Annotated in this window: 29 protein-coding genes; 16 read left to right on the top strand and 13 right to left on the bottom strand. The window is 40.0% G+C overall.

Features of this window, described 5'->3' with window-relative positions; translation table 11 throughout:
- The first annotated feature begins 30 nt into the window (after positions 1–30).
- The 9 genes from AC4PL9_RS01650 to AC4PL9_RS01610 all read left to right on the top strand — a co-directional run bounded on the left by AC4PL9_RS01650 (position 31) and on the right by AC4PL9_RS01610 (position 7156).
- Complete coding sequence (locus AC4PL9_RS01650) at positions 31–918, top strand: dihydrodipicolinate synthase family protein (RefSeq protein ID WP_491603050.1); 888 nt, start codon at positions 31–33, stop codon at positions 916–918.
- 2 nt (positions 919–920) lie between these two features.
- Positions 921–1151 (top strand): thioredoxin family protein, encoded by a 231-nt coding sequence (locus AC4PL9_RS01645; RefSeq protein WP_491603049.1) that lies wholly within the window; start codon positions 921–923, stop codon positions 1149–1151.
- A 102-nt stretch (positions 1152–1253) separates the two neighbouring features.
- Positions 1254–1904 carry a hexitol phosphatase HxpB gene (gene hxpB, locus AC4PL9_RS01640; protein WP_491603048.1) on the top strand — a complete coding sequence of 217 codons (651 nt, stop codon included), beginning with the start codon at positions 1254–1256 and terminating at the stop codon, positions 1902–1904.
- A gap of 117 nt (positions 1905–2021) precedes the next feature.
- Entirely contained in the window at positions 2022–2525 is a 504-nt protein-coding gene (locus AC4PL9_RS01635; RefSeq protein ID WP_491603047.1) for a DinB family protein, read from the top strand.
- 9 nt (positions 2526–2534) lie between these two features.
- Complete coding sequence (locus AC4PL9_RS01630; protein ID WP_491603046.1) at positions 2535–3278, top strand: nuclear transport factor 2 family protein; 744 nt, start codon at positions 2535–2537, stop codon at positions 3276–3278.
- Entirely contained in the window at positions 3275–3835 is a 561-nt protein-coding gene (locus AC4PL9_RS01625) for an AAA family ATPase (protein ID WP_491603045.1), read from the top strand. The genes AC4PL9_RS01630 and AC4PL9_RS01625 overlap by 4 nt, the downstream gene beginning before the upstream one ends.
- A complete protein-coding gene (locus AC4PL9_RS01620) occupies positions 3832–4383 on the top strand; it encodes a DUF1572 family protein (RefSeq protein ID WP_491603044.1) in 552 nt (183 codons plus the stop codon). Before AC4PL9_RS01625 ends, AC4PL9_RS01620 begins: the two co-directional genes overlap by 4 nt.
- A gap of 280 nt (positions 4384–4663) precedes the next feature.
- The gene (locus tag AC4PL9_RS01615) at positions 4664–6088 is read left to right on the top strand and encodes a GWxTD domain-containing protein (protein ID WP_491603043.1); all 1425 of its coding nucleotides are present in this window, start codon (positions 4664–4666) and stop codon (positions 6086–6088) included.
- A gap of 30 nt (positions 6089–6118) precedes the next feature.
- Positions 6119–7156, top strand: coding sequence for a glycosyltransferase family 2 protein (locus AC4PL9_RS01610; protein ID WP_491603042.1), 1038 nt, complete (start codon positions 6119–6121; stop codon positions 7154–7156).
- A 50-nt stretch (positions 7157–7206) separates the two neighbouring features.
- Here the strand turns inward: AC4PL9_RS01610 and AC4PL9_RS01605 are convergent, their stop codons facing one another.
- Both AC4PL9_RS01605 and aroQ read right to left on the bottom strand, forming a co-directional pair.
- Positions 7207–8202 (bottom strand): hypothetical protein, encoded by a 996-nt coding sequence (locus tag AC4PL9_RS01605; protein WP_491603041.1) that lies wholly within the window; start codon positions 8200–8202, stop codon positions 7207–7209.
- Positions 8203–8328: 126 nt separating this feature from the next.
- Positions 8329–8751, bottom strand: coding sequence for a type II 3-dehydroquinate dehydratase (gene aroQ / locus AC4PL9_RS01600; protein WP_491603040.1), 423 nt, complete (start codon positions 8749–8751; stop codon positions 8329–8331).
- Here aroQ and AC4PL9_RS01595 point away from each other — a divergent pair.
- The 3 genes from AC4PL9_RS01595 to AC4PL9_RS01585 are packed head-to-tail and all read left to right on the top strand — an operon-like array spanning position 8751 to position 11182.
- A complete protein-coding gene (locus AC4PL9_RS01595) occupies positions 8751–9653 on the top strand; it encodes a site-specific tyrosine recombinase (RefSeq protein WP_491603039.1) in 903 nt (300 codons plus the stop codon). The two genes, aroQ and AC4PL9_RS01595, sit on opposite strands and share 1 nt — an antisense overlap.
- 59 nt (positions 9654–9712) lie before the next feature.
- Positions 9713–10795: a chorismate mutase gene (locus AC4PL9_RS01590; RefSeq protein WP_491603038.1), complete on the top strand. Its 1083-nt coding sequence runs from the start codon at positions 9713–9715 to the stop codon at positions 10793–10795.
- A gap of 18 nt (positions 10796–10813) precedes the next feature.
- Positions 10814–11182 (top strand): hypothetical protein, encoded by a 369-nt coding sequence (locus tag AC4PL9_RS01585; protein WP_491603037.1) that lies wholly within the window; start codon positions 10814–10816, stop codon positions 11180–11182.
- A gap of 6 nt (positions 11183–11188) precedes the next feature.
- On the opposite strand, the gene AC4PL9_RS01580 is transcribed toward AC4PL9_RS01585, so the two are convergent.
- The 5 genes from AC4PL9_RS01580 to AC4PL9_RS01560 all read right to left on the bottom strand — a co-directional run bounded on the left by AC4PL9_RS01580 (position 11189) and on the right by AC4PL9_RS01560 (position 15844).
- On the bottom strand, positions 11189–12832 hold the full coding sequence (locus AC4PL9_RS01580; protein WP_491603036.1) for a NupC/NupG family nucleoside CNT transporter: 1644 nt from the start codon (positions 12830–12832) through the stop codon (positions 11189–11191).
- Positions 12804–13397, bottom strand: coding sequence for a bifunctional nuclease family protein (locus tag AC4PL9_RS01575; protein WP_491603035.1), 594 nt, complete (start codon positions 13395–13397; stop codon positions 12804–12806). The genes AC4PL9_RS01580 and AC4PL9_RS01575 overlap by 29 nt, the downstream gene beginning before the upstream one ends.
- 108 nt (positions 13398–13505) lie before the next feature.
- On the bottom strand, positions 13506–14444 hold the full coding sequence (locus AC4PL9_RS01570; protein WP_491603034.1) for an electron transfer flavoprotein subunit alpha/FixB family protein: 939 nt from the start codon (positions 14442–14444) through the stop codon (positions 13506–13508).
- A gap of 15 nt (positions 14445–14459) precedes the next feature.
- Complete coding sequence (locus AC4PL9_RS01565; protein ID WP_491603033.1) at positions 14460–15203, bottom strand: electron transfer flavoprotein subunit beta/FixA family protein; 744 nt, start codon at positions 15201–15203, stop codon at positions 14460–14462.
- Between the two features lie 221 nt (positions 15204–15424).
- Entirely contained in the window at positions 15425–15844 is a 420-nt protein-coding gene (locus AC4PL9_RS01560) for a CBS domain-containing protein (RefSeq protein ID WP_491603032.1), read from the bottom strand.
- Between the two features lie 212 nt (positions 15845–16056).
- Between AC4PL9_RS01560 and AC4PL9_RS01555 the strand changes: the two genes are divergently transcribed.
- From AC4PL9_RS01555 to AC4PL9_RS01540, 4 genes are all read left to right on the top strand, one after another.
- On the top strand, positions 16057–17961 hold the full coding sequence (locus AC4PL9_RS01555; RefSeq protein ID WP_491603031.1) for a S9 family peptidase: 1905 nt from the start codon (positions 16057–16059) through the stop codon (positions 17959–17961).
- Positions 17962–18036: 75 nt separating this feature from the next.
- Positions 18037–18939 carry a DUF5777 family beta-barrel protein gene (locus AC4PL9_RS01550; protein WP_491603030.1) on the top strand — a complete coding sequence of 301 codons (903 nt, stop codon included), beginning with the start codon at positions 18037–18039 and terminating at the stop codon, positions 18937–18939.
- 30 nt (positions 18940–18969) lie between these two features.
- Positions 18970–19341, top strand: a complete 372-nt coding sequence (locus AC4PL9_RS01545; RefSeq protein ID WP_491603029.1) for a c-type cytochrome — start codon at positions 18970–18972, stop codon at positions 19339–19341.
- A gap of 23 nt (positions 19342–19364) precedes the next feature.
- Entirely contained in the window at positions 19365–20258 is an 894-nt protein-coding gene (locus AC4PL9_RS01540; RefSeq protein WP_491603028.1) for a reeler domain-containing protein, read from the top strand.
- A gap of 114 nt (positions 20259–20372) precedes the next feature.
- Here the strand turns inward: AC4PL9_RS01540 and AC4PL9_RS01535 are convergent, their stop codons facing one another.
- The 6 genes from AC4PL9_RS01535 to AC4PL9_RS01510 form a co-directional block, all read right to left on the bottom strand.
- Entirely contained in the window at positions 20373–21629 is a 1257-nt protein-coding gene (locus tag AC4PL9_RS01535) for a pyruvate dehydrogenase complex dihydrolipoamide acetyltransferase (protein ID WP_491603027.1), read from the bottom strand.
- Positions 21630–21652: 23 nt separating this feature from the next.
- Positions 21653–22705, bottom strand: coding sequence for a pyruvate dehydrogenase (acetyl-transferring) E1 component subunit alpha (gene pdhA / locus AC4PL9_RS01530; protein ID WP_343785602.1), 1053 nt, complete (start codon positions 22703–22705; stop codon positions 21653–21655).
- Between the two features lie 109 nt (positions 22706–22814).
- Positions 22815–23204: a hypothetical protein gene (locus tag AC4PL9_RS01525; RefSeq protein ID WP_491603026.1), complete on the bottom strand. Its 390-nt coding sequence runs from the start codon at positions 23202–23204 to the stop codon at positions 22815–22817.
- Complete coding sequence (locus AC4PL9_RS01520; protein ID WP_491603090.1) at positions 23170–23895, bottom strand: 3'-5' exonuclease; 726 nt, start codon at positions 23893–23895, stop codon at positions 23170–23172. Before AC4PL9_RS01520 ends, AC4PL9_RS01525 begins: the two co-directional genes overlap by 35 nt.
- Before the next feature lie 119 nt (positions 23896–24014).
- The gene (locus tag AC4PL9_RS01515; RefSeq protein ID WP_491603025.1) at positions 24015–24686 is read right to left on the bottom strand and encodes a hypothetical protein; all 672 of its coding nucleotides are present in this window, start codon (positions 24684–24686) and stop codon (positions 24015–24017) included.
- Entirely contained in the window at positions 24679–26382 is a 1704-nt protein-coding gene (locus tag AC4PL9_RS01510) for a DUF349 domain-containing protein (protein WP_491603024.1), read from the bottom strand. The genes AC4PL9_RS01515 and AC4PL9_RS01510 overlap by 8 nt, the downstream gene beginning before the upstream one ends.
- Between the last annotated feature and the right edge of the window lie 8 nt (positions 26383–26390).

The raw sequence follows: 26390 nt of genomic DNA, 5'->3' as shown, positions 1-26390 counted from the left end.
GAAAATTATTCACTTCAAATCCAATACATCATGAAAAATATACCATTTAAAGGAATTATCGCTTACCCGATCACCCCTTTTGATCAGCACAACAAAGTCGACATCCCTTTGTTTCAACAACACGTAGAACATTTGGTTCAATCCGGTTCACATGGAGTCGCTCCACTGGGGAGTACTGGTGTACTTCCCTACCTATCAGACGAAGAAAAAGAAGCGGTTACGGAAGCCACTATACAACAGGTAAACAACAGAGTCCCAACCCTAGTAGGCGTCTCTAATCTTACCACTGAAAAGACAGTGTATCATGCACAGTTTGCCGAAAAAGCAGGTGCAACTTCTGTCATGATCATCCCAATGAGTTACTGGCGTCTTTCCGATGAGGAAATTGTCAAGCACTATGATACTGTAGCCTCAAAAATATCCATTCCGATTATGGCCTACAACAACCCCGCAACAAGCGGTGTGGATATGTCCCCTGCGTTACTAAAACGCCTTCTTGAAATTCCTAATGTGACAATGATCAAAGAAAGTTCAGGAGATATTCAGCGCATGCACACACTCAAAAAAGAATTGGGAGAAGACGTAGCGTTTTACAATGGTTCCAATCCATTAGCTCTGGCTGCTTTTTCAGCAGGAGCGACAGGTTGGTGCACTGCTGCGACAAATCTGATTCCAGCGCATAATATCAATCTGTATGATGCCATTCAAAACAATGATCTCAATCTGGCTCGCAAATTATTCTATGAACAGGTAGAATTATTACAATTTATAGTGGCAAAGGGATTACCCAGAGCCATCAAAGCGGGACTATCTCTATTGGGAACAGACGGAGGACAATTGCGAAAACCTCTTCTTCCCCTTACCGAAAATGAGATCGGTCAACTGAAAACTATTCTCGAATCCATCAAAAAGAAATAAATATGAAAAAAGCAATTTTTTATCACGCCGGATGTCAGGTATGTGTGAGTACCGAGCAGGACATTCTGAATATCATTCCCAAAGAACGCATTGAAGTAGTTCATTTAGGAATTGACACCACTAAAGTAAAGTATGCAGAAGATCAGGGTGTACAATCTGTTCCTGCATTAGTAATGCCTAACGGAAATGTTTTGCATATCAATTTCGGTGCATCCATCGAAGATTTGAAATAATGTAGTTAAGCCCCGGGAACTGAAAGCCGGGGCTTTTCTTTCTGTTATTCTTTTGCTCCCCATGAATATTTAGTAACTTGCTCTTCATTTTAAGTCAAAACGATGGAAGCAGTTATTTTTGATATGGATGGGGTGATTGTCGATTCTGAACCATTCTGGAAATGGGCTGAGAGAGATACGTTTACTTCTTTGGGTGTTGACGTAAAAGAAGAATTCACTCAATTTACTCAAAAAATGACTACACAGGAAGTTACCCGTTTCTGGTTCGAGCAATTTCCCTGGAAAGGAAAAACACACGAAGAAGTGGAACAGATGGTAATCACGCGTGTTGTACAGTTGATTGAACAACAGAATTGTGTCTTTCCCGGTATACAACACTTTGTGCAATCCCTGAAAAATAAAAATATACTCACTGGACTGGCAACAAATTCTCCTGCTTCTATTATTCCGGTAGTTTTGCAAAAATCAGGACTCGACACACTTTTTGACACCATTTCCTCTGCAGAATTCGAACCCAAAGGGAAACCTCATCCTGACATTTATCTCAACACAGCAAAGAGACTACGGGTAGCACCTGAAAAATGTATTGTCATTGAAGACTCTGATTCGGGGGTTACTGCTGCTAAAAAAGCAGGAATGAAAGTAGTTCAACATACAAACGATCTACAAAATCCGAAACACCCGCTCGCAGACTTTTTTCTGGATAATTACCATCCTGATCAATTAGCAGAACTTAACGCTTTCCTTAATTAAGGAATACTTCCGTTTAAATCAGCCAACTGTACGCATTAAAATCACAAAAACTGAACCTGTAACAATTCGCTTTCATTTACGAAATTTGAGAGACAAGACAACTTTATAAACACAAATATGGAATTTAACGACATCTCCTCTTTCCTGGAATACTACAAAAAGATCCGGCAACGTACCAATCGCCTGATAGCGGTTATTCCTCCCCAATACATGGACTGGGCATATAAGCCCGGAAAATTTACTATTGCGGATCAAATCCGGCACATAGCAGCCATTGAGCGCTATATGTTTGCTGAAACCATTCATGGGAACTCTTGTATATACAACGGATGTGGAAAAGAGTTAGCGGATGGATATGATCAGGTAATCCGTTACTTCAATGAGAAACATGATGAATCTCTAAAAATCTTCTCTACATTGAGTCCACACGATTTAAAACAAAAATGCCTCACACCAGCAGGTACTCCCATTACAATTTGGAAATGGCTTCGGGCAATGACTGAACACGAAATCCATCACAGAGCACAAGTATATCTTTACCTAAATATTCTCGATATTCAGACGCCTCCAATGTTTGGCTTAAGTTCCGAAGAAATAATCTCAGAGAGTTCCACCGACTAAAAATGAGCAATGACAACGAAATTCACAACAGATTGGCTACACGCCTGGAATACACATAATTTAGACGCTATTATTGAACACTACAGTGATACAATCCGTTTTTCGTCCCCTATCATACAGCAGATGGGAATTGATTCGAAAGGGGAAATAACGAACAAAGCAGATCTAAAAGCTTATTTTTCCAAGGCGTTAGATAAATACCCTGATCTTCATTTTGAACTGTATCATGAAATGAAAGGTGTTACTTCTCTTGTCCTTTTCTATAAAAGCGTAAATCATTCACTTTCCGCAGAATATATGGAGCTGAATTCCGATGGGAAAATAAGTCAGGTTAGCGCTCATTACAAATCTTTCTCGGATCTGACAACCCTACTTGATGTTTGGTTAAAAAGCTGGACGAGTAGAGGAAATCCCCAACAAGCTGAAACACTGTTATCCTTCTATTCAGAGAATTGTTTTTATGCAGATCCCGTTGTGAAAGATGGTATCCGGGGAAAAACCAACGTGAAAGAATATTTCCGGAAATTGTTACGTTATAATCCCGAATGGGAATGGAAACGACTTGAAGTTTTCCCTACTCCGGGAGGATGTTCCCTCAAATGGTTAGCCCGGATTCCCGTCGGTAGTGAAATAGTAGAAACTACCGGTTTGGATATCCTTGAATTTGAAGACGGAAAAATTTCACGAAACGAAGTATTCTTTGACCGGCATGAATGGCTTCAACTCATTTCTAAAACACAGACTGAAAAATGAAACAAATTTCGGAATACTATATTCTGACCGGGGGACCGGGCGTAGGAAAAACAACTCTTTTGAAAGCTCTCGAAAAAGAAAATTTTCCCGTGGTTAATGAAACAGCACGAACAGTAATCCGGGAACAAATTGCGATGAATGGAGATGCTCTGCCCTGGGAAAATAAAACGAAATACACCGACTTATTACTTAACCGCTCACTTAATGAATACCATACAACTCGCAAAAAACACCCTGACAGTAGCGTTTTTTTTGACCGGAGTGGAATCGACGCGCTTTGTTATGCTTCTATGATTGATTACTCGCCTGATCACTTAATTGTAAACGATATACTTTCTTGTAACTACAATAAAAAAGTATTTATACTCCCTCCCTGGAGAGAAATCTATACCACAGACAGTGAACGTAAACAATCCTGGGAAGAAGCTCTTTTTACATATCAGGCAATGAAAGACACCTATCTAAAATATGGATATACCGTCATCGACGTTCCTGTCGGTTCAGTCGCAACAAGAAAAGAATTTGTTCTACATCAAATACAATCTGAAAATTCATGAATAGTTATCTGACCAGTCTGCAAAAACAATTTTTGTATTATAAAACACTTGGTGAAAAAGCAATTAATCAGCTACAGGAGGAACAGCTTTATCTACAATTTAATCCCGAAAGTAACAGCATCGCAATACTCGTTCATCATATAGCAGGAAATATGCTATCCAGATTTACCGATTTTCTAACTACGGACGGAGAAAAACCCTGGCGAAACCGGGACGCGGAATTCACCAACCCATTCCAGAGCAAGAAGGAACTAATGGAATACTGGGATAAAGGCTGGCATTGTCTGCTCAATACTTTGGAACAGTTAACCGAATCTGATTTAGAAAAGACCGTTTATATCCGAAATGACGGACATACCGTGGCAGAAGCTCTTAACCGTCAACTGGCTCATTACCCTTATCACATAGGACAAATTGTCTTTATCGCCAAAGTTATCAAAAACGAAAACTGGCAAACACTTTCAATTCCCCGGAATCAATCAAATGAGTATAACTCCCGAAAGTTTTCGCAGGAAAAAGAGAAAAGACATTTCACAGACGATCTGTAAAAACAGATTCAATATAATGATCTCGAAAATGAAGCACAATTTTTCATAAAGGGAAAAGAGTTCTCCCTCGAATGTTCGGAAAACTTCTTTGTTCCAATGGATGCAAGGCACAAAATAACCAATCAACCTGGTAACAATATCAGTTTTCTCGTCATCTCATTTCCTTGCCAAAAAGACAACAGGACAAACCTCTCTATCCAAAAGCTATAACGGCAACTTTAACAAGCTTTAAGAATATACTCATCGCCTTTTTGTATCTTTATGGGCGAAAATTCTGTTTATGCGAATAATACTATTTCTGACCATAGCCCTGTTATCTTTTCAGATCTCCGGAAGAAACCTCCGTCTGATTCTGGATCACAATTCTTTTTACAGTCCGGAAAACGGGCATTATCTGGAAGTGTATATGCAATTTCTGGCTTCATCTGTTCATTATGCTGACGTGGAAGGCAAAAAACAGGGCGAAGTTGCTATAAGTCTTATTCTATCCCAAGAAGACAAAATTATTGATTTTGATAAGTACAGTTTAAAAACTACTCCTTTGGGAGATACCTTGTTTGAAGATTTTTATTCCATCAGAAGGTTTAGTATACTTCCCGGAGCATATCAACTGGAATTGTCTGTTGTCGATAGAAACAACACGGATGACACCCTGACATTTACACAAGATATTGTTATAGAAAACCAATCTGAAAACCTGGGATTCTCAGACATAGGACTTATAGAAACACTCTCAAAATCAAATGAAAACACCGAATTCACAAAAAATGGGTTGGAAATCATCCCCCGTTTATCGACCTACTTCCCGGTAGAATCTGAAAAATTAATTTTCTATTGTGAATTATACAATACCAACTTATTAGGAGATTCTGCCCGATTTGTTCTTCGCTATTTCATTGCAGATAAAAACACACGAAAAGTAGTGGATCAATACATGGGAATAAAGCGTTTATCTCCCTCGTCGGTTATCCCTCTTCTCTACTCTTTTAACATTGACAAACTCGAAAGCGGAGAGTACTACCTTGGGTTGGAGTTACTCGATGACGAAGGTATTGTTATCCGGCAGAAACAACTATTCTTTGATCGTTTTAATCCGATTATCACAGACATATATGGTGATGTGAACGAAACTATTCTGGATCCTATATTTATGAAAGAGGTTCCCGGAGACTCTTTATTCTACTACCTGGAAAGCCTTATTCCTATTTCTACACGTATTGAAGAGCAAAATATAATTGAAGTTCTCAAAAAACAGGATACAACGGTTGCTCAGAAATATTTTCAATCGTATTGGAAAAAAACAGCTCAGTTAAACCCAACTGAGGAGTGGTTAAAATATAAATCTCTGATCAACACCGTTGAAAGAGAATACGGCACTTCGTTAATGCCCGGATTCAGAACGGACAGAGGAAGAGTATTCCTGAAATATGGTCCTCCAAATGCGGTTGTCAGCAGACCCAACGAATCGAACGAATATCCTTATGAGATCTGGCAGTACTATAAGCTGCAACAATTCTCAAACAAGCGTTTTGTATTCTACAACCCGACGCGCGTTGGGAATGAATACGTGCTCCTGCACTCTGATATGCCGGGAGAATTATACAACAGCCGTTGGCAACAGGAATTGCGCACAAGAGGAAATACCGTAAACACGCGCTCGCGAACAAACGATGAAGATATAATGGAAGGCGGGCAACGCTGGTAATTCAGCAATAGTTCGTATTTTTCGATGCTTATGAAAGAAGAAAAACCGCTCGTCGCCGTTGTTATTCTGAATTGGAACGGTAAAAAATATCTCGAACAATTTCTGGAAAAAGTAGTTCGTTATTCTTCACCTCATCAGGTTGTTCTTGCCGACAATAATTCTACCGATGAGTCTGTTACCTATGTAAGAACCAACTTTCCTGACGTACAAATTATTGTAAATGCTGAGAACGGTGGTTTTGCGAAAGGCTACAATGACGCTCTCTCAAAAGTAGATGCCGAATACTATATACTTCTCAACAGTGATGTGGAAGTCACGGAAAACTGGATCACTCCATTATTGGAAATAATGCAATCCGACAACTCTATTGCCGGATGCCAACCGAAAATCAAATCTTTTCATCGAAAGGGTTATTTCGAACATGCCGGTGCTGCCGGAGGGTTTCTGGACAAAGATTACTTTCCTTTTTGTCGGGGTCGGGTTTTTGAGGCAATCGAAGAAGATAAGGGGCAATACAATGATACGGTAGAGATCTTTTGGGCAACCGGAGCCTGTCTTATGATACGAGCTGATTTATATCAGTCTGTAGGAGGTCTTGACAATGATTTTTTTGCTCACATGGAGGAAATAGATCTGTGTTGGCGGTTAAAACGACTTGGCTACTCATTTTACGCTGTAGGAAACAGTGAAGTGTATCATGTTGGCGGCGGAACACTGGATTATATGAATCCAAAAAAAACGTATCTGAACTTCCGGAATAGTTTGTATATGATCACGAAAAACTATGAAGGTTGGCTCTTCCCTAAAATATTCAGACGGCTCTGCCTTGATGGATTAGCAGGCGTACGTTTTTTGTTATCCGGAAACCTTACTCATATCGGCTCGTTGTTTATGGCACACATGCATTACTACAAGGTCCTTGGAAAACTCTTGAAAAAGCGAAAAGAAATTCGTTCTTCGATAGCTACTCCTAAAGCGTTAACCTGTGTATACCCGAAAAGTATTCTCTGGCAAAAATTCATAAAAGGAGTCTCTCATTTCTCCGATCTGGAAGGTTGGAAAAAATAAAAAAATCCCTTATTGCTAAGGGATTCTTCTCTAAAGGCTTACTAAACTGATTAGTTAGCAAACACTCCTAACACAACATACGTTGTTGGATCCGTGGTGCTTATTGGTTGAAGTGGATCGTGAACTACAAAAAATCCTGAATAAGTTCCTGTTAACTCGGTAATACTCATAGGTGAAAACTGACTGTTCATTGCTGTAGAACCGTTTCCGTTGATCATCAGTGTCAATACATCTCCATTTGGCGTTTCATTGTAAGGCGTACCATTAGGAGTTGTTGCCGGATCAGCGGTATCATGTGCATGAACCATATACATTTCGCCACTTACAGAGTTCATCAACATCACTGAGACACGTGTCATTCCATTTGTCAGCTCCTGAAGACGAAGACGTGCCGAAATAGTTGAACTATGCGAGCCGGAGTATGCATACTCAGCAACCAACTGTCCCGTATTAAATGCATAATCATAGGTCATTGATGCCAGATTAGAAACTTGTTGTTCCCGGGCAAACGTTCCTACTACAAGGAAGGTACTAACATCTGAAGTACTAACATTTTGTAATGGATCATGGACTACAAAAAAGCCATTGTAATTTGTGGTAATCTCAGTATACGAACTATTTACTGTTTGAGAAACAGAAACCGTCCCACCATTACCGGTTACCATTTTAGAAAAAACCTCACTGTTCGGGGTTTCATTATACGGAGTTCCATTGGGCGTAGATCCCGGGTCCGCAGCATCATGAGCATGAATCATATACATTGCTCCATCTACCGTATTTGTCAATTCCACTGTAATTTTTGACTGACCACCTGACATTTCTTCAACAGTTAATGCAGCTGTCAAATTATCATTGTGCATACCGGCATACGCTGCAGACTCTACTACCTGACCATTATTAAACTCATAATCGTACGTACTGGATTTCATCTGAACAGGGGTCGGCATAGGTTCTTCCTCCTCTTTTTTACAGGATGAAAATCCGGAAGCAATCGAAAATACCAGGGCTGGTATAATCATTAACTGGTTAATTCTCTTGTAATTCATAATTTCTTGTTTTTTGATTTACCCTACTTACGCAAGCCATCCGGTTATGGATTTCAAAAAACATGAAAAAATTTAAAAAACACTGAAAAACAGCTAGTTGAACGCCATTTTTTTTATTCAAACACTCTATTTCTTTAACCGAAGAACAGCTATAATACCCAATGCGTACCCATCTATGCCGAAACCGAAAACACATCCCTTAACTACAGGTGATATCAGAGAGTCGTGTCGGAAGCTCTCCCGGGCACTAATGTTTGAGATATGTACTTCGATCACAGGAATGATAATAGATGAAACGGCATCCCGGATAGCTACTGATGTATGCGTATATCCTCCGGCGTTTAAAACGATCCCGTCATGCTCACTTTGTTGAAGCGCATCTATTATTTCCCCTTCGTGATTCGATTGGATGTACTCCAGCGTACAATCAGAAAACTCCCGTCTCAGGTCTTCCAAAATCGTTTCAAATCCTTTTTCACCGTATATTTGTGGTTCACGGTTCCCTAGTAAATTGAGATTGGGTCCGTTAATGATTAAAATTTTTTTCATTGTCTAACTGGAATACATATTTAAAGAATTTCGAAAGTTACTTAAAAATTGAAAAAGGATTAAGTGAAAACTCAATTTCAGCTTACAGAGAGGATGTTAAAAAGTTATGGGAGTATGCTGACCCTTTGAAAAAGTCACCTGAACAACTCCAGTTAAGTGATCTCAAGCTTTTTGCCGGAGAGTTATTTGATCTGGGACTGGCGGCACGTTCACAAGCCCGGATAATCAGCGGGATCAAACAATTCTTTGATTTCCTTGTACTGGAAAACACGATTGAAACCAGTCCTGCGGAGCTTCTGGAAGCCCCACGTATTGGAAGAAAACTCCCCGAGGTTTTAACAATCGAAGAAATTGACCAACTCCAGGCTGCAATCGACCTCTCCAAACAGGAGGGACATCGGAACAAAGCTATACTGGAAACCTTATACAGTTGCGGATTACGCGTAAGTGAACTTTGCGACCTCAAGCTCTCAAATCTCTATTTTGAAGAAGGCTTTGTCCGGGTAATAGGGAAAGGAAATAAAGAGCGGCTCGTTCCTATAAGTCCCAGTGTGGAAAAAGAACTTAATCTTTACTATGACAGTATGCGAAACCATATTTCGATTGCCCCGGGATATGAAGATTTTGTCTTTCTGAATCGAAGAGGAAAACAACTCTCACGGGTTATGATCTTTACCATTATTAAAAACCTTGCGGAAAGTATTGGTTTACGGAAAAATATCAGTCCGCACACCTTCCGGCACTCTTTTGCAACTCATCTTATTGAAGGCGGGGCAAACCTCAGAGCAATACAAGACATGCTGGGCCACGAATCAATTATTACAACCGAAATTTATACTCACATTAGTCAAACAGCTCAACGGGATGCGATTTTGTTATACCATCCCCGAAATAAACGATAATTTAGTCACTATCTTTGCAGAACCCTTTCGAGAGTTAGTTTGTTGAAAGGAAAAAGAATATGTCATTAGTAAAAAATAAATATACGACCTGGCCTTTCTTTGATGAAAAGAAACTGCTCACTATTGCAGGTCCCTGTAGTGCTGAGACTGAAAACCAGGTATACGAAATTGCCCGAAAGGTTGCTGAAACAGGTGTTAAAATTTTCCGGGCAGGAGTCTGGAAACCAAGAACACGACCGGGAAGTTTTGAAGGAGTAGGAAAAGAAGCTCTTCCCTGGATCAAAAAAGCTACTCGCGATTTTGGATTGAAATCTACTGTTGAAGTTGCTAATCGTCAGCACGTACTGGATGCTTTGGAAGCAGATGTTGACATACTTTGGATTGGCGCACGTACTACTGTAAATCCTTTTGCTGTACAGGAAATAGCAGAAACAATAAAAGGCACTGATATACCTGTTCTTGTTAAAAACCCTGTTAACCCTGATGTTGATCTCTGGATCGGAGCGATCGAACGTCTTGAAAATGCCGGAATAACAAGAATAGGAGCAATTCACAGAGGGGTTTCTCAGTTCAACAAATCTGTTTACCGAAACAGACCGGAATGGGAAATGGCAATTGAATTAAAAAAACAACGTCCCGATTTACTTCTGATTTGCGATCCGAGCCACATAACCGGAAAAAGGGAGTTAGTTCCGTTGGTCTCTCAAATTGCACTTGATCTGATGTTCGACGGTTTGATGATTGAAACCCATATCACTCCCGAAAAGGCATGGAGCGACGCCAGACAGCAAATTACACCTGAGACTCTAAAAGAACTTTTGCGTGAACTTATCGTAAGGGATGAACTTCCTCATGGTATTGAATTATCAGGATTCGAAGATCTCCGAAATACAATTAACGATATTGATAATCAAATCATAAGGCTTCTCAGCCAACGTATGAATATTGTCAATGATATCGCACGGTTTAAACAGGAACATAACATGTCCATTTTTCAGGAGAACCGATGGAATCAACTACTGGAAGAACATTTGGGGTACGGTGCATCCAAAGGCTTAAACAGAGAATTTATCCGAAAAATATTCAACACGATTCACTCCGAATCCATTGAACGACAGAGTTCTGTTTTGCATAACAAGTAATTCTTTTTAAATTGGCGCATGCGCATTTTCCTAATCATATTACTTTCTTTCTTCTTGTTAAGTACCACATCCGACAAAGTACCCCGGAAATACAGAGGCGTTTATCAGGGCACCCTAACTCCCTATACAATTTCCGGAAAGGAACAAGCCATACAGATTACGGGAGCTGTTCTTCGAATAACCATTGAAAAAAACAATATTTCAGTTGATCTGGAAGGCAAAACATTCTCTGCTATCCCTGTTCTCAAAGCTGTTACGAAAGAGTATAGTACGTACACCTTAGAACTGGGGGCTCCTCTGGGAAAGGCTTCCTTACGAATTGCCAAAAAAGGAAAGAAACTTGAATGGATTTGTGATGGTTTTGAAAAAACGATTCTAGTACAATAAACCTGTTTAGTAGATCATTCCTACCAACACAGCTGTCATCATACAAGCCAGTGTACCCGCAATCAGCGATTTAATACCAAATCGTGCCAGTTCTGATTTTCGTTCTGGCGCCAGTGAACCGATTCCTCCTACCTGAATACCAATGGAAGCAAAGTTTGCAAATCCACACAACACATAAGTTGCCATTATAACAGATTTCCCTGTCAATTCATCTTGCAGTTTCCCCAAGTGAGGATACGCTACAAACTCGTTTAGAATAGTCTTTTCTCCCATCAACTGACCTATGATGGTTGCATCCTGCCATGGAACTCCCATCAACCAGGCGAGAGGAGAAAACAAGTAACCGGTAATAAATTCAAAACTCAGTGAATTATATTGACCACCCTTTGCTATAACAGCATTTAGTCCTGTGTAATGTCCCGTTATTCCAAGGATATAATTACACAAGGCAATCAAACTAATAAACACAATAAGCATCGCAGCGACATTTGCCGCAAGCCGTATTCCGTCGGAAGTACCATTGGCAATTGCTTCAAGTGCATTTGACCCTAATTTTTCTTTTGATACTTCCAGATTTTTGTCAAACTTTTCCTTTTCCGGCAGTATAATTTTTGCAAACACAATGGCTGCCGGTGCCGACATAATAGAAGCCGCTAAAAGATGTTTGGCAAAAAACAACTCCTTTACCTTATCCCCTTCACCTAAAAACGCAATATAAGCCGCCAAAACTCCACCTGCAATCGTTGCCATCCCGCCAACCATGAGCGACATAAGTTCAGACTTGGTCATTCTCCCCAGATAAGGCTTTACCAACAAGGGAGCTTCTGTTTGTCCCAAAAATATATTTCCTGCCGCAGCTACACTTTCAGCTCCGGACAAGCCCATCAATCGTTTCATGACAACTGCCATGAGATAAACGAACTTCTGAAGAATTCCCCAATAGTACAATAATGCTGAAAGTGCTGAGAAAAAGATCACCGAAGGAAGAATCCAGGTTACAAAGTTTTTTACAATCGGGTTCAAATCTCCCGTAACTACACTTCCGAAAACAAATTCAGCTCCTTCGTGTGCCATATTGACAACTTTCGTAAATACTCTCGAAAGAAACTCGAAACCACTCTCCACAAAAGGAACTTTCAAAATAAGTACAGCCAATATAATCTGTAATCCTATTCCTTTGGCAACCTGTCCCCAGTTAATATTTTTCCTGTCGGAACTGAAAAGATAACCAATTGCTAACAGGGACAATAACCCTAACAAACCTCTTAATACAGACTCAAAAGAAAACCCCGTATTGTTGAGCATATCTTCCGTTTGAAACGTAAAATTGCGTCCTGCAGAAGAAACAAAAGACAACTTCTTTTCTTCATTTTTTTTAATGAAAAAAGTATCTGATTCAGAAGCACCTGACAAAATAAGGTGTGTTGAGTTATGCAGTTCCCATTTTCCTTTTCTGATTTTCGAAAACAAGGTGTCAGAGTTCGTAAATGAGTGATCTTTATCGAATGTTACTTCGGCACGTCTTCGAAACCACTCACCGGAAAAATCGCGTTGATTCTGTGCCGTTATTTCAGATGAAACCGAAAAAAACGTCAGAAAACAGAATAGCACTAGTAGAAACTCAGGAAGCCTGGCGTTTGTTAATTTCATCTCGGATTTTTGAAGCCAATTCATACTCTTCCTTCTCCAGTGCATCTTCCAGCATAGCTTCCAGTTCAGCTATACTCATAGTAGACATGGATGAACCTTGCTCACTTTGTTCTTCAGATGGATTCGAAACCGTAGGTTCAGAGAAGTCATCTGATTCATCCAGCAGAATTCCTGCTGACGATAGAATTGACTCAAAAGTATAAACAGGGCAATTAAAACGTACACCAATTGCAATAGCATCCGATGTACGGGCATCTATTTCTTTTATCTCTCCGTTTTGTTCGCAAATAAGTTTTGAGTAGAAAATTCCTTCGACAAGATTGTAAATTATTACCTCTTTGACTACAATACCAAAATCAGAAGCAAAATTTTTAAATAAATCGTGTGTAAGCGGTCGTGTCGGTGTCATTTTTTCCAGTTCGATAGCTATTGCCTGTGCTTCAAACCCTCCTATTATAATCGGTAAGCGTCTTTTTCCTCCGACTTCAGAAAGCACAAGTGCATAAGCTCCGGATTGAGTTTGGCTGTACGACAAGCCGACAATTTCCAATTTTACTTTTTCCATGCTTTTTTGCGAACTACAATCTTCATTCTACAGAACGACTTGGGAAGCCAAAAAAAGCTTCCCAATATCATTTCTGCGATAAAAATAAGAATATATTTGAGTAAAACCTTAGTTCGAGGCTTTAAACTTTTTTACAGCTTCTGTCAAACGCGGCAAAACTTCAAATGCATCACCAACGATTCCATAGTCCGCAGCTTTAAAGAACGGTGCTTCAGGATCTGTATTTATAACTACAATCACTTTACTTCCGTTCACTCCTGCAAGGTGCTGAATCGCTCCGGAAATACCTGCAGCAATATACAGATTCGGACGAATAGCTACTCCTGTTTGCCCAACGTGCTCATGATGAGGTCTCCACCCAATATCTGCAACAGGTCTTGAACAAGCTGTCGCTGCACCCAATGCATTGGCAAGATCTTCAATAATTCCCCAATTTTCAGGGCCTTTCAATCCACGACCTCCCGAAACTACTAGTTCAGCTTCAGGAAGAGGAATTGCACCTTCCGGTTTCTTGGTTGCTTTAATCGTGTATCCAGCAGTTCCTGCTTCTCCATCAAATGCTTCAACAGCACAATCAGCACCTTCTGCTACCGGTTTCATTGAGTTCGGAAGAAGAGAAATAATCTTCTTGTCAGACTTAACCGTTACGAAACCGAAAGCTTTACCACTAAATACGTTCACTTTTACTTTGTCTCCTTCAGGAAGAGAAATAGCTCCGGCTACCAATCCGGCTTTTAAACGAGCCGAAAGACGAGGTGCAATTGCTTTTCCGTTCAAGTCGTGAGAAACCACAACTGTTGTTGCCCCATTAGCTTCAACAGCTTTTGCAATAAGACGGGTCAACTGCTGAGGATCATTAGAAGTAACTGAGGTATCTTTTAGAACTTTCTTTGCTCCGTATTTTCCCAATGCAGCCAATACATCATCCGATGCACTCCCTGCTGTCACAGCAATTACATCTCCCAGTTTCGAAGCATAATTAACCGCTTCAAATCCGTTTTTTGCAATGGAACCGCTGAATGAGTCTACATATACTATAACTGACATAATCAATATTTTAAATTAAATAACTTTAGCTTCGTTGTGTAACAAATCTACCAACTCATCCATGTTCTCAGGATCAATCATCTTGCATGCTGACTTCGCAGGAGGCAATTCAAAAGCTACAAACGAAGTTAATTCTTCAGCTGCAGATGGTTCCACAACCTGCAATGGCTTGGTTCTTGCAGCCATGATTCCACGCATATTCGGGATACGTTGCTCCGCCATTCCTTTCGCACAACTAGCTACGAACGGAAGATTTACTTCCACTTCCTCTACTCCTCCAACAATTTCTTTTTCTACTGCTGCAGTAGTCCCGTCCAACTCCAACTTGGTTGCCAACGAGACAAAAGGCATATCCATCAACTCTGCAATCATTCCACCAACCTGACTTCCGTTAAAATCAATGGTCTCTTTTCCTGTCAGTACCAATTCGTACCCATTGTTTTTTGCGTAATCAGCAATCTGAGAAGCTACATAAAATGCATCTTTGGCTTCCGCATTAATACGAACTGCATCATCTGCACCAATAGCCAACGCTTTTCTCATAACCGGCTCATCAGCAGCCGTTCCAACTGTAACAATAGTAACTTTTTCTGCTTTTCCCGCTTCTTTCAACTCAAGAGCACGAACTAAAGCATACCATTCGTCATACGGGTTTACAATGTACTGAACTCCGTTTTCATCAAACTTTGTATTCCCCTCTGTAAAGGAAATTTTCGATGTAGTGTCCGGAGATTTACTAATACAAACTAGTATTTTCATTCTTATCGGGGTTTATAAAATAAATGTAATTGTCTTTATACTACAACCACAAAAGTAACAATTTGTACTAAAAATAATCAGAAAGTTTTCAAGAATTGTCCACAGGAACCAAAATTATGCGCTCATAGTTTAATCAGTTGATGTAAAACAAAAAAATCCATGTCGTAACATGGATTTTTGATTTGGGTGTGGGTGTGTGTTGTTTAATTAGTGAATGGTGGTTAATATTGATCCAGTAAATATTTTATTACATCTGTACTGGTTACAATTCCTTTTATAGTTCCTGCTTCAACAACAGGGAGCGAGTGAAAAGGTTCATGAGCAAAAATCTCTGCTACTTCCTTGATTAATGTATCTGGCGAAACTACTTTCAATTTACTTGTCATCACCTGATCAATACTCAACATATCCAGAACTGCTTCATCTGCATTTTCCTGATTTTCAAAAATCGTTCCAAAAGAAAGACGATTCAAATCGGTGGAACTAATTATCCCCGCCAATTCATCCCCGTCTGTCACCGGAATATGACGTATTTTCTTCTGACGAAAGATCTCGCGTATATCTCTGAGATCATGCGTCGTTTTATCAACTGTTATGACAGTTTCGGTCATTATATGGGAAACAGGCTCTCTCTTTTTCATGTTTTTTTCTTTTCCTGCTACAAAGATGCCTTCTTTCCGACAAGCGAGCTCTGAAGAATATCAGTTACATACATGAGAAATATCAGCAACATTCTTTCCACTTCCTGCCATATATCAGTTATTACCTTCAATGCTATTTAAAACCCTCTGTATAGTAATCTGCTGCGTTTTTTATACTTTAGTCTTTTAATTAAAAACGAGAAAAGTACATCATGAAAAAAGTAGTCTACACACTTATTCTTCTTCTAACTACACTACAATTGTCCGGGCAACAGGTTATGACACCAGAATTGTTATGGCAACTTGGCAGGGTGAGTCCAGTGGGACTTACTACAGACAAAAAGAATATCGTTTACCGGGTTTCAGTGCCTTCTGTCGAACAAAATTCCTTTTCCGGATCCTACCATATTGTACCTGTTACCGGAGGAAATGCTACTGAGATAAAAGACTACTCTGAATTACTTGACGACCCTTTTGTCTCTCCGGATGGTCAATTCGAATTGTATCACAAAGCAGTACCGGTAAAAAAAACAAAAGCATCTGAAATGTATCCGGATCTTCCTAAAAGCTCTGCTTTGATATATGACGCTCTTGACTACCGACACTGGGACACATGGAATGATGGTACTTACAATCACGTGTTCTACAAAAAGCGAAATAGTGATGAGGCTGGAACAGATATTATGAAAGGTGAACCTTTTCATTCGCCTCAACAGCCCTTTGGGGGATCTGAGGACTATTGCTGGGCTCCCGGAGGAAGTGCGATTGTGTACGTAGCTAAAAAAAGTAGTGGAACAGCATATGCTACCAGCACCAATACGGACCTTTTTATGTATCACCTGGAATCAGGAAAAACAGAAAACCTTACAGAAAACAACCCCGGATATGATACTCACCCCGCTTTTGCAACAAACGGTGCACTTGCCTGGTTACAGATGCAACGCGACGGGTATGAAGCAGACAAGAATGATATCATAGTCAAAAGAGGCAAACTGATTATGAATGTAACCGCCTTCTGGGATGGCACTGTAGACTCATTTACCTGGAGCGAGGATGGTAACACGATTTATTTTATCGCTGCCGTCAATGGAACCCGTCAACTTTTTGAAGTAACTATCCCATACAACTCAAACCGGGCAGCTGAAGTAAAACAATTGTCAGAAGGTGATTTTGACGTTACAAGTATTATTGCTATTGACGGAGATCAATTTTATGTTACTCGTACGGATATGAATCACGCTTCCGAGATTTTTAGTTTCAATAAAAAGAAAAACAAGTGGTTCCAAATCACAACAGTAAATGACAAAAAGTACAATGAGATTACATTAAGCTCTGTTAAAAGAGAGTACTTTACAACAACTGATGGGCAAAAAATGTTGACCTGGGTAATTTACCCTCCCAACTTTGACCCTTCAAAAAAATACCCTACTCTTCTGTACTGCCAGGGAGGTCCCCAGTCTGCTCTTTCTCAATTCTATTCGTTCCGTTGGAATTTTCAGGTAATGGCAGCTCAGGGCTATATTATAGTAGCACCTAACCGTCGGGGGATGCCAGGCCACGGTGTAAAATGGAACGAGCAGATCAGCCAGGACTGGGGAGGACAGGTTATGGATGATTACCTGACTGCTATTGATGAAATGAGTAAAAAACCTTTTGTAGACAAAGATCGCCTGGGAGCTATTGGAGCAAGTTATGGAGGATATTCCGTATTTTATCTTGCCGGAATTCATGAAAACCGTTTTAAGACATTCATTTCGCATTGTGGTGTTTTCAATCTGGAAAGTATGTACGGGACTACCGAAGAAGTTTTCTTCACTAACTGGGATATGGGAGGTGCTTACTGGGAAAAAGATAATCCCATTGCTCAAAAAACCTATCAGAAATTCAACCCAAAGAACCTGGTAGGAAAATGGAATACTCCTATTCTGATCATTCAGGGAGGTAAAGATTACCGTGTACCAATCGGGCAAGGTCAGGAGGCTTTTCAGGCAGCTCAGTTGCAGGGAATAAAAAGCAGATTCCTTTATCTTCCGGATGAAAACCACTGGGTATTGCAACCTCAGAACGCTTTAATCTGGCAGCGAGAGTTTTTTAATTGGCTGAAAGAAACACTGTAAACTGTTCTTTTTTTCGTCGAAAAGAAAACCAATTCTATAGAATTTACGTTTATAAACAAAACAAATCATTACACTATGAAACATATTTATGTTCCACTGACAGCTTTGTGTTTTTTCTCCTTTTCTCTTTTTGGACAAGACACCGAAGAAACGAACTCTACGGAAAAACCGGTACAATCGGAACGGGTTAAAGAAACGTTTTATTCCACTCGGATCATCAACGGTCATTCGACGGAAACTCTCGAAAAAAATGAAATGGAATTTCGTGTAGAGCACAAGTTCGGTGATATGTTTGGCGCCAATGGAGGCGTCCATCAGTTTTTCGGGCTGGATAACTCTGCTGATATACGCATTGCTTTTGAATACGGGATAACAGATTATTTAATGGTGGGTTTAGGTAGAAACAAAGGATCGGGCCCTTACCGGGGGTTAGTTGACGGCTTTGTTAAAGGACGTATACTCGGACAAACAACTGATAATAAGATTCCGTTGTCCCTTGCCGCCGTGGGAAGCGCTACGATTACCTACGGGAAAGCCTCTCCTGACGTAACATCTATAACACACTACCCTAATTTTGCACATAGAATGGCGTATGCCGCACAATTAGTTGCCTCCCGAAAGTTTGGTAACTGGCTTTCGATTGCTTTAATGCCAACTTACACCCATCGTAATTATGTTGCTTTTGATGATCAAAACGGAATTTTTTCACTGGGAGGGGCTGCTAATATTAAGTTTGCTAAAAAATTCGGAATAGTGGTGGAATACTACCACAATTTTCATCGAAAAAATTTACGAGACATTTATAAAAACAGCCTTGCTGTTGCTTTTGAATGGAATACTTTTGGTCACGTATTCAGTATTTACCTGGCCAATGCGAGAGGTTTTACTGAACAACAGTTCATCCCATACACAACTGCTGACTGGTTAAAAGGTGAATTCAGATTAGGTTTCGCTATCACGCGTTCATTTCAATTCTAACCGATTCATAAACGAAAACACAAACAACAAATGAAAAAGACATATAAAATAACCGGTATTCTTTTGACAGTATTACTTGCAGCCATCTCTTCCTGCTCAAAAGATAAAACTCCTGAACCGATTCTACCTCCTTCGGATTGTATAGACACAGTGTTCTATAGTACAGATATAGAGCCTCTGATTATGCAAAACTGCACAGCTACCGGATGTCATAATAACAGCGGAGCAGGAGGATACATCTTCAACGGATACGCAAGTATAGAGGGTAATAAAGATATTATTCTCAAGGTCATAAGCCATGCAGACGGAGTGTCTCCTATGCCACAGGGCGCTCCCATGTTAAGTACTCAGCAAATCGATTTATTTCGTTGCTGGATAACACAGGGAAGCCCGAATAATTAAACAATAACCACAAACTAATGAATATGAGAAAAAGAGTACCCCTCATTTTGTTCAGCCTGTTTCTGGGCGGATCTGTCATGATTATAGCAAACGAATGGTCCCTAGAACAAGTCTCTAACTTTACTAGTACCGGATATCACAAATTGAATTCTGCAGGAGCCGGCGCAGGCAATACAGGAGCCCCCGGAGAAAGCAACTGTGCAGCCTGTCACGCAGGAATTTCTAACCCGATTATGGACGGTGGAACAGCAAATATTCTGGATTGGGGAACAGATGCTGTATATACACCCGGAAATACTTATTCAGTAACACTGACATTTAATGAAAGTAGTTCAAAAAATGGTTTCCAGCTTACGACTCTTAAAAATTCGGACAACACAAAAGCCGGGGATATTATTGTCACAGATGATACAAAAACAAAAACGCTGAGTAGTTTTTCGGGGCGCCAATATCTTTCCCATAAGTCTGCCGGAACCGGGGTTAATACGTGGTCTTTTGAATGGGTGGCTCCTGCTACGGATGAAGGCCCTGTTACGTTCTATGTTGCCACTAATAAAACCAATGCAAACGGGCAAAACAGCGGAGATGCTATCTATTTATCACAATTTACATTCAATAGCCCCGGATCAAGTGCTTCCATTCCTGAATATGAAAAAATCGCCTCTTCTTTAGCCGTTAACTATAATACTGCAAAAGCACAAATAGAAATTCAATTTACCGCAGAAGAACAAGAAGAGGTGTATGCTTCGGTTCACTCGGTAAGTGGTCAGGAGATGTATGCTGAAAAATTAGGATATACTTATCCCGGAGAAAATCAGAGATCATTCTCACTACGATCAAACAATGATGAAATCCTGATTGTACAGATTTTCATAGGAAATAAAGTGTTTAGTAAGAAGCTTTTTGTAAACAACTGATTTCTATCCAAAACAAACTATAAAAGCAGGGTGATACTCCTGCTTTTATATTGTTCTGTCACAAAAAAAGCTGTCCCTTGAGACAGCTTTTTTATTGTACTATACTTTTCAGAGTTATACCAGCATCTTAACCGGATTCTCCATATAATCTTTAAAGGTTTGCAGGAATGCAGCTCCCGTTGCCCCGTCTACAACACGGTGATCACACGAAAGCGTTATTTTCATTACATTACCCGGAACAACTTGTCCGTTCTTTACAACAGGTACTTCTTTTATACCACCAACAGCCATAATACAACTGTCCGGAGGATTAACAATCGCAGTAAATTGTTCTATTCCGAACATTCCCAGATTAGAAATTGTAAAGGTATTTCCTTCCCAATCGGATGGTTGTAATTTCTTTTCTTTTGCTTTTTTAGCGTATTCTTTCACTTCTGCACCAATCTGAGCCAGTCCTTTTGTGTCCGCAAATCGTACCACAGGAACCAACAAGCCTTCATCTACTGCAACTGCCACACCAATGTGCACATGATCATTACGACGGATAAAATCTCCCATCCACGCGCTGTTGATAGCAGGATGCTTACGCAATGCCGTAGACACCGCTTTAATAACCATATCGTTGAAAGATACCTTCACCTCACCGGAGGCATTAATTTGCTTGCGGGCCGCAATCGCATTATCCATATCGATATCCAGCGTAAGATAAAAATGCGGTGCTGTAAACTTACTTTCGGACAAACGACGTGCAATTGTCTTACGCATTTGCGAAATACTCTCATCTGTATACGACTCCTGACCAACCGGTGCAGCTACATAAGAAGCTGTTGCAGAAGGAACAAAATTCTCTACATCACGTTTCACAATACGACCGTTTTCTCCGGATCCCGGAATCTGAGCAAGGTTAAACCCTTTCTCTTCTGCCATTTTTCTTGCCAACGGAGAAACAAATAGTCTCCCATCTCCAGAAGTAGTCACAGGAGCAGGAGCTGCCTGACGAACCGGTTCTGCAACTTTTTTCTCAGCTACAGGTTCCGGAGAAGGAACCGGAGCAGTACTTTTCGTCTCTTCTTTAACCTCTTCAACAGCCTGAGCTGATTGATCAGCATCAAGTAAAGATTGTATATCTTCCCCTTCTTCACCAATAATGGCTAAAATAGAATTTACAGGGGCCCCACTACCTTTTTCTACTCCGATATGTAAAAGCACACCGTCATAAAATGATTCGAATTCCATTGTTGCCTTATCTGTCTCGATATCTGCCAACAAATCTCCTGATGAAACTTTATCTCCAACTTTTTTATGCCATTCAGCAACAACTCCTTCTGTCATTGTGTCGCTCAATTTGGGCATACGTACTATTTCAGCCATATTTTTATTCTTATGAAATGCTATTAATACTCACGAATAAACGGATAGTCTTCCTGCTGATAGACATCCTTATACAATTCTTCTGCTTCTGGGAAAGGTGATTCCTCAGCAAATTTCACGGATTCTTCTACTTCATTTTTAACCCAATCCTGAATTTCTTTGATTTCGCTCTCAGAAAGGAAGTTATTCTCCTTGATCACATTCAAACAATGCTCGATCGGATCCTGCTCCTGCCATTCGGCAACCTCTTCTTTTGTTCTGTACTTCTGGGGATCAGACATTGAATGTCCTTTATAACGATAAGTACGAATATCCAATAAGGTTGGTCCATCTCCGCGACGTGCACGATCTGTTGCCTCAGCAATTGCTTCATGAACTGCTTCCGGTGACATTCCGTTTACTGCAAACGAAGGCATTTCATATGAAAGCCCTATTTTCGACAAATCGGTTACGTTAGTTGTTCTTTCTACTGAAGTTCCCATTGCATAGTTATTGTTCTCAATGATAAAAATAACCGGTAATTTCCAGTTCATTGCCATGTTGAACGTCTCATGCAAAGCACCCTGCCGAACAGCTCCGTCACCCATTGAAACAAAAGCAACGTTATCTGTATTATTGTATTTTTCTGCAAAAGCAACACCTGCTCCCATTGCAATCTGAGCACCAACGATACCATGCCCTCCCATAAAGTTTTTACTCTTATCGAAGAAGTGCATCGACCCTCCCTTTCCTTTGGAACAGCCTGTACTTTTTCCGTACAACTCCGCCATAAGCACACGAGGATCTGTACCCAGACCGATCGGGTGAGCATGATCACGATAGGCTGTCATGTGCTTATCATCCGGACGTGAAGCACTAACAGTACCTGCCACAACTGCTTCCTGACCTATATAAAGGTGACAGAAGCCTCCAAATTTCTGCTGTATATAAAGTTGTCCTGCTTTTTCTTCAAACTTACGCATCAACAGCATATCCTTGTACCACTTAACATACGTTTCTTTAGGAAACTTTGTTGTTTTTGAAGCTGCTGATTTCCGCTTATTTGCCGCAGTTTTCGAACTTGTCTTCGTCGCCATTCTCTTTCTGTTTTTAGACTAACGGACAAATATAATACAAATTCATTGTAACTCCTTCCCCCTCCTGCAAAGTTTCCCCTTGTCAATAATTAACCCGATAAAGAACTACTTACCGAACAAAAATGATTTCTCTTTTCTCCCAGGGGTGCAGGATAAACTCTACCCTGCTAAATTCAGTGTATTCCGACACCTTATTTGTTTGTCTGCAAACCGAGTAATCATTAACCTTTTTACAATCAAAATAATTGTTCGACCAGGAATAAATACGGTCAAAATCAACTTTACTCACGCTGAAAACAGATTGATTTGATTTCGTTTGTAGTGAAATAGTTTCCGGCAGTTGAAGGGCCAGTTCAGTTTCGTTCAACTCCCCCTGAATCCATAGGGTCAAGGTTTCTTCCAGAGAGGGAGTTTCTTTTTCTTTAAGATCTCTTTCTTCAACAGGCTGTTCCGAACAGGCAACATTAACTATTAGAAGTAAAAACAATATCTGCTTCATCTATCAAATCATTTCCGCGAAAACGCAAAAATAACTGAATTAATGCGACAACATCTTTTTCGCAATAGACTTTGATTCGTTCCACATCATTCTCTTCGTAATACACACGGGCAACATCGGCTCCTGAAATGTCATCCTTGGGAGTCGGAATTTTGAATATATGACATAACAAACTCAATGAAGTATAGTGCTTATAATCTCCAAACTTCCATAAGTCCATTGTATCCAAATGTGCTATCTCCCAGGGCTTTTTCCCAGCAATATCCAAAGTGTTTGGCAAACTAATGCCATTAATAAGCATTCTTCTGGCTATAAAAGGAAAATCGAATTCTTTTGCATTGTGTCCACAGAGTACATGATAAGGAGAGTTAAAATTATCATCCAAAAGTCGTTTAAAATCCAGTAATAATTTTTCTTCATCATCACCATAAAACGACTTCATCCGGATTGATTTCCCTGTTCTTGTCTCATGGACAAAACCACAGGAAATACAAACTATTTTACCAAACTCAGCATAGATCCCTGCTCTCTCGTATACATCAGCAGCCGTCTGCTCATCTTTTTGGAGGAACTTCGTCTTTTGATTATATAACTCTGCGGTTACGGGATCCAGATCTTCAAACCGATATACTTCCGGAACGGTTTCTATATCCAGAAATAAAACTTTTTCAAGGTTAATTTTCTCCAACATCATGTGTTCTATTTTTGGCTTGGTAGTATTGGTTAAGAAATAAATATACAGAAAAATTCTCTACATTCATCTCTCAACTCTATAGATCATTGGAATAAGCACACCTAAAAAGAAGTTCATTACAAATCCTTGAACTTTTCAGAGACAAACACTCTGTTTCCATCAATGCCCTCAAGAAAGTATTTCTTAAATTGCTTCAGATCAGCTGCATCTACTGCGTTAACGGGGAAGGAAAGTGTTAATTCATCTTTATATTCGAGATAAACACTCTGTTGCAAAATAGTCACTTTCCGCAACCCGGAAAAATAATAAAAGCGAACTTCTCTTCCCCCAATTATCAGAGCCTGCTTGGTTACTCCTGTTCGTATATATCTACGATTGGTTCTCAGTATCAAAAACACAATCGACTCTGTAAATCCTGCCAGGCAAACCCAGCCTAGCACCACTGAAAATTCGCTGATCCACAAGAAATAAAGTCCTACAAACAACAGGTAACTGTTCTCAAGAACAAGATACAAGCGTATTCTCCCCAATCGCTCTCGGGAAACCGCCCCGGACCAAACAAATTTTTCCTGATGACTAAAAATCCGCAGACCAAACCAACGCTGTACTCCTCTGATGGCAAGCAGAATCCCTATAATTCCAGCAGAAACAAGATAAATTTCTTTCAAGTATGGTGTCTCTACTCCTTCAAAGATACCTATCGCATTCATATCAAAACCTGCGATTATCCCAAGGATAAAGAGAGGAATAATAAGAAAGATTATCAGAATGTTTATGCCTTTATTCATTAGGAATCATCTCCAGTTTCGTCTGTAACTCTTCTATTTTCTTTTCTGCAGATGCTATTTTCTTTTCAACTTCTTTCTTCAATGCGTCAGCTCCTTTTGAGTTGGCAAAGAATCCAAGGTTATTTTCCAGTTGCCGGATTTCCTGTTCTGCTTTCTGAATTTGTTGAATGATCGTTCTTCTTTCATCATTCAGAAGCCTTTCTGCATCCGGGCTTGAAACTATTGTATCCAGTTTGGCACTAAATAATACTTTTTCTTTCTCTGCTCCCTTCAGGTTCATGTCCGCATAATGCTTATCCAAAGCGGTCTTGAACGCTTTGTAAATCCGATCTTTTTCTTTGAAGGGAACGTTTCCTATTTCATTAAACTCCTGAGCAAATGCTTTCAGATCATTCAATACGACCTCTTTATCATCTCCCGACTGATACGCTTCAATTCGTTTAATCAGTTCTTCTTTCTTAGAAAGATTTACCTCATTTGCTTTATCTAACTCATCAAAATAAGCCTGTTTTGCATTAAAGAATTCGTCACAAGCAGCACGAAATGTTTTCCAGAGACGTTGTTCATAACGCGGTCCGGCACCTCCTATTTGCTTCCATTCTTTCTGAATGGCTACTATTTTACGCGTTGTCTCTTTCCAGTCTGTACTGTTTTTAAGGGCATTTACTTTTTCTATAAGTGCTTCTTTCTTTTCTTTTATGCCATCAAATTCGGACTGGCGACCTTTGTAGAACTCCTTTTTATCTGCAAAAAACTGGTCACAAATTCCACGGAATTCTTTCCAGATTTCCTCGTTCTCTTTTCTTGGTCCAAAACCAATCGTTTTCCATTCTTCCTGAATAGCAAGTATCTCTCCGGTCAAATCTTCCCACACTTTGTGTGAATCGGCCTCAGCTGTTTTTGCAAATACTTCTTTTGTCTTTTCGACTAATTCCTGTTTCCGCTCTATGTTTTTGACCATTTCCTGGCGTTTCTCATCATAGAACTCTTTTATTCGTTCGTAAAGAGACTTGACAATTGTCCAGTACTCTTCTTTTATAGCTTCCCATTCCGATTGAAATGTCGGTCCGATTTCTTCCCAATCATGTTGCAGGGCTTTCAATTCCGTTTCGACATCCTTGATCACCTCGTTTTCAGACAGGCTTTTTAATTTCTCAATAATGTCCTGCTTCAGCTGTTGGTTTCGTCTCAGGTCATGCTCTTTGAGTTCTTTATAAATTTTCATATTATAAAAGAACTCTTCCATCAAACGACTATATTCATTCTGAATATCCTGACGTTTTTCACGGGCTATATCCCCAATTGCTTTCCATTTCTCCTGAATCTCTTTCTGTACAGAAAAGGCTGCCCCAATGTTTTCCTCTTCACTAATCAGTGAGCGCAAACGATCAATTAATGTCCGCTTCTGACGCAGGTTTTCCGCTTCTTCTTCACGAATAGCATCCAATTGCTTCTTTCGCTTCTCTCTGTATACCGCAAATATTTCAAAGAATTCGTCATTCAACTTATCGAAATATGGTTCCATAGGAACATCTGCTCCGTTTTCTTCCAGATGCTTTACCTGGTGCTGGCGTTCTTCTTCAAGAATCAGGTCGTTAAACTTTGTTTTTAACTCGTTTACTTCCTGACTTACCGCCAATGCATCCTCACCGGAAGTAAGTTCCCGTAGTTTTTCAATAAATTCTTTCTTTTCCATATTGCAGA

The sequence above is a fragment of the Wandonia sp. genome (assembly GCF_984588085.1).
Note: the sequence above shows the minus strand (reverse complement) of the source record. Positions and strands in the feature narration are given on the sequence as shown.